Origin of the sequence: Arenibacter flavimaris (assembly GCF_030291335.1) — a bacterium.
Lineage (GTDB): Bacteria > Bacteroidota > Bacteroidia > Flavobacteriales > Flavobacteriaceae > Arenibacter.
The window spans coordinates 150,325-157,347 of record NZ_JASWIM010000008.1 but is presented as its reverse complement, the minus strand read 5'-3'; the positions used below and the strand labels follow the sequence as shown (position 1 = coordinate 157,347).

The 7,023-nt window shown below is 35.7% G+C and carries 12 protein-coding genes; all 12 read left to right on the top strand.

Annotated elements, in window-relative coordinates; all coding sequences use genetic code 11:
- Nucleotides 1–194 precede the first annotated feature (194 nt).
- The 12 genes from QSE00_RS09295 to QSE00_RS09240 all read left to right on the top strand — a co-directional run bounded on the left by QSE00_RS09295 (nt 195) and on the right by QSE00_RS09240 (nt 6,982).
- Nucleotides 195–713: a DinB family protein gene (locus tag QSE00_RS09295; protein WP_286105722.1), complete on the top strand. Its 519-nt coding sequence runs from the start codon at nt 195–197 to the stop codon at nt 711–713.
- Nucleotides 714–741: 28 nt separating this feature from the next.
- A complete protein-coding gene (locus tag QSE00_RS09290) occupies nt 742–951 on the top strand; it encodes a hypothetical protein (protein ID WP_286105721.1) in 210 nt (69 codons plus the stop codon).
- 93 nt (nt 952–1,044) lie between these two features.
- Nucleotides 1,045–1,920 carry a hypothetical protein gene (locus tag QSE00_RS09285; RefSeq protein ID WP_286105720.1) on the top strand — a complete coding sequence of 292 codons (876 nt, stop codon included), beginning with the start codon at nt 1,045–1,047 and terminating at the stop codon, nt 1,918–1,920.
- Between the two features lie 65 nt (nt 1,921–1,985).
- Nucleotides 1,986–2,822: a hypothetical protein gene (locus QSE00_RS09280; RefSeq protein ID WP_286105719.1), complete on the top strand. Its 837-nt coding sequence runs from the start codon at nt 1,986–1,988 to the stop codon at nt 2,820–2,822.
- Between the two features lie 131 nt (nt 2,823–2,953).
- Entirely contained in the window at nt 2,954–3,493 is a 540-nt protein-coding gene (locus QSE00_RS09275) for a hypothetical protein (protein WP_286105718.1), read from the top strand.
- Nucleotides 3,494–3,690: 197 nt separating this feature from the next.
- The gene (locus tag QSE00_RS09270; protein WP_286105717.1) at nt 3,691–3,915 is read left to right on the top strand and encodes a hypothetical protein; all 225 of its coding nucleotides are present in this window, start codon (nt 3,691–3,693) and stop codon (nt 3,913–3,915) included.
- Nucleotides 3,916–3,918: 3 nt separating this feature from the next.
- Nucleotides 3,919–4,491: a hypothetical protein gene (locus tag QSE00_RS09265; RefSeq protein ID WP_286105716.1), complete on the top strand. Its 573-nt coding sequence runs from the start codon at nt 3,919–3,921 to the stop codon at nt 4,489–4,491.
- A gap of 140 nt (nt 4,492–4,631) precedes the next feature.
- Nucleotides 4,632–5,594 (top strand): endonuclease/exonuclease/phosphatase family protein, encoded by a 963-nt coding sequence (locus QSE00_RS09260; RefSeq protein ID WP_286105715.1) that lies wholly within the window; start codon nt 4,632–4,634, stop codon nt 5,592–5,594.
- A gap of 9 nt (nt 5,595–5,603) precedes the next feature.
- The gene (locus QSE00_RS09255; RefSeq protein WP_286105714.1) at nt 5,604–5,813 is read left to right on the top strand and encodes a hypothetical protein; all 210 of its coding nucleotides are present in this window, start codon (nt 5,604–5,606) and stop codon (nt 5,811–5,813) included.
- A 15-nt stretch (nt 5,814–5,828) separates the two neighbouring features.
- Nucleotides 5,829–5,966, top strand: a complete 138-nt coding sequence (locus tag QSE00_RS09250; protein ID WP_286105713.1) for a hypothetical protein — start codon at nt 5,829–5,831, stop codon at nt 5,964–5,966.
- A 493-nt stretch (nt 5,967–6,459) separates the two neighbouring features.
- Nucleotides 6,460–6,702: a type II toxin-antitoxin system ParD family antitoxin gene (locus QSE00_RS09245; RefSeq protein ID WP_103442986.1), complete on the top strand. Its 243-nt coding sequence runs from the start codon at nt 6,460–6,462 to the stop codon at nt 6,700–6,702.
- Nucleotides 6,689–6,982, top strand: coding sequence for a type II toxin-antitoxin system RelE/ParE family toxin (locus QSE00_RS09240; RefSeq protein ID WP_215950066.1), 294 nt, complete (start codon nt 6,689–6,691; stop codon nt 6,980–6,982). The genes QSE00_RS09245 and QSE00_RS09240 overlap by 14 nt, the downstream gene beginning before the upstream one ends.
- Nucleotides 6,983–7,023: the final 41 nt, after the last annotated feature.

Here is a 7,023-nt window from a genome sequence, read left to right as displayed (position 1 = left end):
ACGAACCGAAATCACTGGCGCAAAACGAACCGAAATCCCTCAGGGAAGTGGCGCAGTTTGAACCGAAATCACTGGCGCAATGAAACCGAAAAGCCTGGCGCAATTTGGTCCGAAGTATCCAATAACTCCCGACCCACATTTATTTGTTTAATTTTAGAAAGAATATTTTGGAATTGATAAAGTTCAATAACAGGATGAGAATCATATTGGCTATAAGTATTGGGTTATTCATATTGAACTGTCGTGCTCAAAATGAGAATCCGGCAATAAGAACTTTGCTTCTTGAGCAATTGAAGCATACGCATAACAAAGAAGACTGGTTCGCTCCAATAAATGTTGCTTTGGACGGGGTTACGGCCGAACAATCGAATTGGAGAGACAGCTCGGAAAATCACTCAATTGGGCAATTGGTGTCGCACTTGATATTTTGGAACGAACGATTACTCAATGCCTTTGAAGGAAATACCCTCCCAGATTTTAATGATGACAATAATATTACTTTTAATCAGTATAAAGTTGAGGAATGGCCTCTAGCGATCAAAATGTTGGATAGCATTCAAACTGAATGGGAACAGAAGGTACTATCGGCCTCTGACGAACAACTAAAGGAATGGAGCTCGAATATTGCGAATGTTTGTTCCCATAATGCCTATCATATAGGGCAAATAGTCTATATTAGAAAGAGAAATGGATGGTGGCGCAAAACGGAATGACCACTAAATTATAGTTTAAATAAACAGTATGTTAGAAGATGGATATAGGTCACATAGATATAGTGATATATTGGACAACTTAAGCGAGAATGGTTTTCTGACCACTGAGGATGTTGGTAAGCTGCTAAAAGAATTTACAACCACCCAAAAAATTACTTTTGATTGCATAAGCAATGAAAAAGCCAAAATAGTTTCAGAAGCATTAATTGATAATTATCAACGTTCAAAGTCTAATTAAACTATATTATTCTAAATTGGGTATTTAGAGGAGTATTTTACATATCTAGAAAAAAACAATTTACAAAGGCTCAACTCATGAAATAAAATTGACATGGCCAGAAAAGTATATTACAGCAGACCTCTTAAGCATTTTTGGGATAACCTTTATAGGAAGCAAAAGCAGTTTACTCCAGATTTTACAGATGATCAAATATTTGAGGTGCTCAGAAATAACATTTTAAACACCCCAGTAACGGCCTACGAAACGTATGCCTCGAAACAATTGATAGTATCAGGTTGGGAAATGTGGAGAGTCGATTCAAAAGGAGAATTACTACATGTTTTTTTCGTTGACAAACACTTGCGAGACTTCCTTGAAAGTACAACTTTGTCAGATTTGGAGGGTATCAAACACTTTCTTTATGAAAACGGTCAAAACCGAAGTGTATTTCATTTATATTCCAACAAAAAGATTAATCATGTGGTATATCAATTTGCTTTGCACATCCCATATGAATCTGAGGGATATGCCTTTTCTCTTAGTGTGGAAGAAGATGGTAGCCTTGAGCTATACTATTCACTTGGAGAACATGGGGGAAGAATGTCAGATAAATTCTATATTGATGTCAATAAGAAAAATGACAATATCTCATTAACTCATACCAAAATGTTCAGACTTGTCATTAATACAATAGCCTACATGAGTTGCTTCCCTGAATGTGTTGATGATGGGGTTCCAAAGAATTTGTTGGAAAGAAATGAAGATTTGTCAGCAAGAAACTTTTCATTACAGTTATCTGACAAGATTAAAGAAAATGAAGGTTCAAAGCTCTCAAAAAGGCCACATTTCAGAAAGGGTCATTTTAGGCACCTCAGATCAGAAAAATTTGTTAACAAGAAAGGACAGGTAGTATTTATCTCTGAGACCATGGTTAAAGGAAAGGCAAAAACCGTTTCGACTTCTCCTGAAATGGGTAAATTAAAATAAATAAATATATGAACATTATGCCTTTCCAAAATTATAATCTAACCATAGTCAAGTTCAATTAAACGATGAAAATTAAAGATGATTCTAAGGAATTAGCTACCGAAGTCATTAATACTCTTTCTCAGATTTTTATTGGAGTAATGACTGCCATAGCTTCTGGCTCAGACCCATATACGGTCGGTGCAGGGACATTCTTCGGCCAAATAGCCGGTCTTCGAAGTAAGCTGAAAATAAACCGTGTTGAAAATTTTGTTTTGGAACTGGGAAAATATATGGAATTGAAGAATGTTTCCTTTGATTGGGAGAACGTTAATAGCGAGGACTTTGGAGATTTTTTCGAAGAATTGCTGGCATCCATAGCCAAAACCAATTCAAAAAATAAGCTAGACAGATTTAAACGATTGCTTTTTTCTCAAATTGAGAAACCAGCTGATCCTGACATGGCTTCAAGATACCTTGTGCTGACAAGTGTACTTGATGATGGGCATATATTGATTTTGAATCATTTTTTTATGCTCGAAAGAAAATTACATTCTTATAGAAAGTCGTTGGAGAATTTGCATACCTATTCAAATAATTTATTGGCTAATGGCCGTACAGCATCAGAGCTTGAGTCATGGTTTGAATATACACATCCAGAAAAGCACAATAAAGCTGAATCATTAGCTTCGGTTATTCAATTCTATCAGGGTAAACTTGATTTAATTAGTGAAAATAGAGAGAATCTATTCAATCAATTTGATGAGGGGGAGCTAAGATATCTGACCAATGATTTGAAAACCAGGGGACTTTTAATGACAAATGATGGTACTATGGGCTCTCTTCGAAAAGGAGCAATCTTTGGGCATCACTCGATTTCAGCTTTTGGCACAGGGTATATGGAATACGTCAATGATATTTAAACATTAAAAAAATCTTGTACAAAGTATTAGATTCAAAATATCTTGTACTAAACAATGTTCAAATAAAGGATTATTATTCTACTTTTAAACAGTTCGGTTTTACGGGGAGGAGTTCATTATAATAAAAAAATATGTGTAAGAAACTACTAGTTTTTGGGGTAATAGTGTTTATCAGTCATAATATATTTTCTCAGAAAGACAAATTTAAAGACTGGCATCCTACCGAAATTGAATATTACAAAAATCTAAAGAAGTTGGCATACTATGTCGGGGTGAAACCTGACGCTGATTTTGAAATTTCTAAAGATTCAATAATTCAGAAATATTTATATATATATATAAATGAAGAATCAAAGGATTCGATTCATAAAAACACAGTCTACAGTATTGAGTATAAAAATGGATTGTTCAATACTTATTTTACGAAAGCAATTGATAAGCACGGTTTAGAGAACTTGGATGCCCAACCTTTAAGGTTCTATAAAGAAACGGACTCGATTTATCGCCCTTTTAGAAAAGCTTTAAATAAAGTGTCACAGTATGTTCTAGTATATTATCTAAAAGGAAGCCCCGAAAAACCTATAGGAACTCTGGTATTTGAACCGAAATCAAAAAAATTGGCTTCTTGGATTCTATTAAGTCAAGGAAGCTCGGGGTGGTTTTATTTATAATTGTTTTCGAAATTTTAAGTTGGTTATAAGATATATGCCTGTTCTTATAAGTTACACTGCATAGTAAACACAATCATTTATAATAACCACTTATGTAATATAGGTCTCTTGAAACTGACCTCCTCCGCCCCCGTTAAACTAAACAGGCCATAATTCAAAATCATTACTTTAGTAAAGTTTAAATAAACGTAGAAAATATGTCCGAGTTAGAATTAAAAAATGGCAAAACCTTTGTCTTCATTGATCAATACGAAACGGTTGAAGCTAAGATATCTTATGGCAAAACACTTGAAGGATATAATGCGTTCAAAATTTGGTTTAATGGTAAGTTTGTGGTAATATCTAAAACAATTATTCCAATAGTTCATAAATTGAATGAATTGGCGGATAGATACCAGTTAGAAGAATCTAAGTTTAAATAAACGATGATGACAGATACGCCAACATCAATTTTAATATCATATTCAAAGGTTTTATCCAATGCCTTGGTGAAAGTTTATGAAAATGGTCCAAAGAAACATAAAACTTTAAAGATTGATTTAACCGACTTAAAAGGACTTACTCACGAGCAGCTGATTAACTCTAATCAATATTCTGAACTAGTCCAAAAATTTAACACCCTAAAAGACCCCTGTGTGTACTGGTTTGAGATTTTGGGAAATTATGATATTGATACTGTTTGGAACGCCTTCCAAGCATTTAAGGGTAGCCGCACGCACAAGCTTCCAAGAAGTAAAACTAAGGCCCCTAGAGATACAAACATTTTATATTTAGGAAAGGTGAAATTTAATCTATTAAGGCGAATGAAGGAGCACCTTGGATTCACGACGGCAACAAAAACACAAAGTCTACAATTGTGTCACTGGGCTACCGAATTAGGTCTTGAAATTGAAATAAATGTTTTGGAGTTTGAGCAAGAAACTTCAAATTTAGTGGGTGCTTTTGAATTCAAATTAGCTAGGGAGATGAAAACAATTCTTGGTAGTCATTCAACTTAATGGTTCAAATAATGGAAGAGTTAGGACACATTGTCGGCGAACCAATATAAAATGAAAGGTCGAATAAAGGATTTTCAAATATTAAGGTGTTTGCATTGATTAGCTGAGTGATAAGCGTGAAAATAGCTTAAATTTAAATAATGAACTCCATAACCGACATTCCGCCCATTGAGGTCTTAGAAAATCTTGATCTATTACGATCAGATCTGGGATCAAAGATCCCACCAAAAAAACTTGACCAAAATTTATTAATTGCCTCATGGAACATTCGGGCCTTCGGTAATTTGACCCGAAAATGGGATTCGGATGAAAATGATTCTCCCAAGCGTGATCTTCATTCCATTCTCTGCATTGCCGAGATTATCAAAAGGTTCGATGTGATCGCGGTCCAAGAGGTCAAGGACAATATCAGGGCCTTACGGGATACACTCAAAATTCTTGGCCATAATTGGTCCTTAATACTTACGGATGTTAACAAGGGCAAGGTTGGTAACGGGGAACGCATGGCCTACCTGTTCGACACCAGAAGAGTCCAAATGTCCGGACTTGCCGGAGAATTGGTTGTCCCTGAAGAATGGGAGGACGACATAAATGATGGCGCATTGGCGAAACAATTCGTACGATCTCCTTACGCTGTAAGCTTTCAATCCGGTAAGCACACTTTTATTTTGGTGACCTTGCATATTTTATACGGGGACAGTCCTAAAAGCCGTATCCAAGAGTTAAAGGGAATCGCGAAATGGTTATCAAGCTGGGCGAATGATATGAACGCTTATCATCATGACCTTATTGCCCTGGGAGATTTCAATATAGATGAACGCGGGGATCTTTTGGACAAAACGTTCTTATCGGAAGGATTGTACGTGCCCCCTCAGCTTCGGAAAAAGGAAGTGACGAGATCGATTTTTGACCAAACCAAGTACTATGATCAAATTGCCTGGTTCGATGGCCCGCCGAACGGGCCAAAGCTTTCAATGGAATTCCTGAACGGAGGCAACTATGATTTTGTTCCAATAGCACTTCAAAACCGTGGATTGACCAAAAACAGCCTTTCTTGGCTCATATCGGACCATTATCCGCTATGGGCGGAATTCAAAGTTTAAAATAACGAAATGTTAGAAGATGGATATAGGTCTCATAGATATAGTGATATATTGGACAATTTAAACGAGAATGGTTTTCTGACCACTGAGGATGTCAGAAGGCTGCTAAAAGAATTTACCACCACCCAAAAAATTACTTTTGATTGCATAAGCGATGAAAAGGCTCAAATCGTGTCGGAAGCATTAATTGATAATTATAATCGGTCAAAGTCTAATTAAACGATTATCAAGAACATGAGATATAAAGTTGCTCAAGGCATAATAAGCTTTGTTATTCTTACATTAGTTGGTTGCACAAAAGAGGAAGAATGTACAAGGATTGATAAAATTGGTGGTGGATTATTACACGAACAGGAAATTGAAGTCCCATGAGATTTTCCAGAGCCCAAACCCTTAGGCACGCTTCCAAATCAAAAAATCTAAATTGGGGTGAAGTAATCCCGAAACATAAAGTCTAAATAAACGATATTACATGACCATAAAAGAACCAATCATATAATTCATGATGATGAAGTTGAAATAGATTCCTTTCAATTGCAAATAATGTTTGGTCCTTCATATAAAGAGGACATAGAAATTGCGGTGAACTCTATATTTTGTAATTGTGGTGCCCAAAGTAAAAAGTTGGTCAACTATAAAAGTTATCTAAATAACCTTAATGACGTTATTTTAAAAGGGTTGTGCAATTCTTGCAATACCTTTGCCGCAAGATATATCGAGACGGGAGAGCGCAAGGGCATCGAGAAAATCGCAAACCGAATCAGAAAATTAAACAAAGCTTAAAATTCAAATAAAGGGTGGTTAGAAAACAAGTAGTTTTGAATATGGTGCAAAAAAGAACTATATTGCACCATAATTTAAAATTATGGAAACAGTAAGAAAATCAATCACTTTTACCGATCAACAGGATGGTTGGATAAAGCTTAGGGTTCAGGCGGGGGACTTTACCAATGATAGTGAATACATAAGAGATTTGGTAAGAAAGGATCAAGAACAGAATATGAAGCTCCTAGAACTTAAAACTGCCATAGATGAAGGGTTGCAAAGCGGAAGAAGCAATCTGAAAATAAGCGACATTATCGCAAAAGTGGATAATGGGGAATTATAGTTTATCTGCAAGGGCACAATATGACCTAGTGGGTATGTATAAGTACGGAATAAAGTTTTTTGGCCCTGACCAAGCGACCAAGTACTTACTCGATCTGGAAGGTTTTTTGGAAGAACTAGCTGAACGACCAGAATTGGCCAAAGATGCCTCGACAATTGCCGATTCCTTAAAATATTTCAGTTATAAAGCCCATGTAATTTTTTATCAATTTCACAATGCAAACGAAATTTTTATTATCAGGATTTTGGGCAAACGCATGAACTTCATTGAACATTTATAAAGTTTAATAAAATGATGAAAGACCAAAAGGGCATATTGATA

Bases quoted from the DNA above. Each gene is read 5' to 3' on its own strand.
- QSE00_RS09295 (WP_286105722.1), top strand. From the start codon at position 195: ATGAGAATCATATTGGCTATAAGTATTGGGTTATTCATATTGAACTGT.
- QSE00_RS09290 (WP_286105721.1), top strand. From the start codon at position 742: ATGTTAGAAGATGGATATAGGTCACATAGATATAGTGATATATTGGAC.
- QSE00_RS09285 (WP_286105720.1), top strand. From the start codon at position 1,045: ATGGCCAGAAAAGTATATTACAGCAGACCTCTTAAGCATTTTTGGGAT.
- QSE00_RS09280 (WP_286105719.1), top strand. From the start codon at position 1,986: ATGAAAATTAAAGATGATTCTAAGGAATTAGCTACCGAAGTCATTAAT.
- QSE00_RS09275 (WP_286105718.1), top strand. From the start codon at position 2,954: ATGTGTAAGAAACTACTAGTTTTTGGGGTAATAGTGTTTATCAGTCAT.
- QSE00_RS09270 (WP_286105717.1), top strand. From the start codon at position 3,691: ATGTCCGAGTTAGAATTAAAAAATGGCAAAACCTTTGTCTTCATTGAT.
- QSE00_RS09265 (WP_286105716.1), top strand. From the start codon at position 3,919: ATGATGACAGATACGCCAACATCAATTTTAATATCATATTCAAAGGTT.
- QSE00_RS09260 (WP_286105715.1), top strand. From the start codon at position 4,632: ATGAACTCCATAACCGACATTCCGCCCATTGAGGTCTTAGAAAATCTT.
- QSE00_RS09255 (WP_286105714.1), top strand. From the start codon at position 5,604: ATGTTAGAAGATGGATATAGGTCTCATAGATATAGTGATATATTGGAC.
- QSE00_RS09250 (WP_286105713.1), top strand. From the start codon at position 5,829: ATGAGATATAAAGTTGCTCAAGGCATAATAAGCTTTGTTATTCTTACA.
- QSE00_RS09245 (WP_103442986.1), top strand. From the start codon at position 6,460: ATGGAAACAGTAAGAAAATCAATCACTTTTACCGATCAACAGGATGGT.
- QSE00_RS09240 (WP_215950066.1), top strand. From the start codon at position 6,689: ATGGGGAATTATAGTTTATCTGCAAGGGCACAATATGACCTAGTGGGT.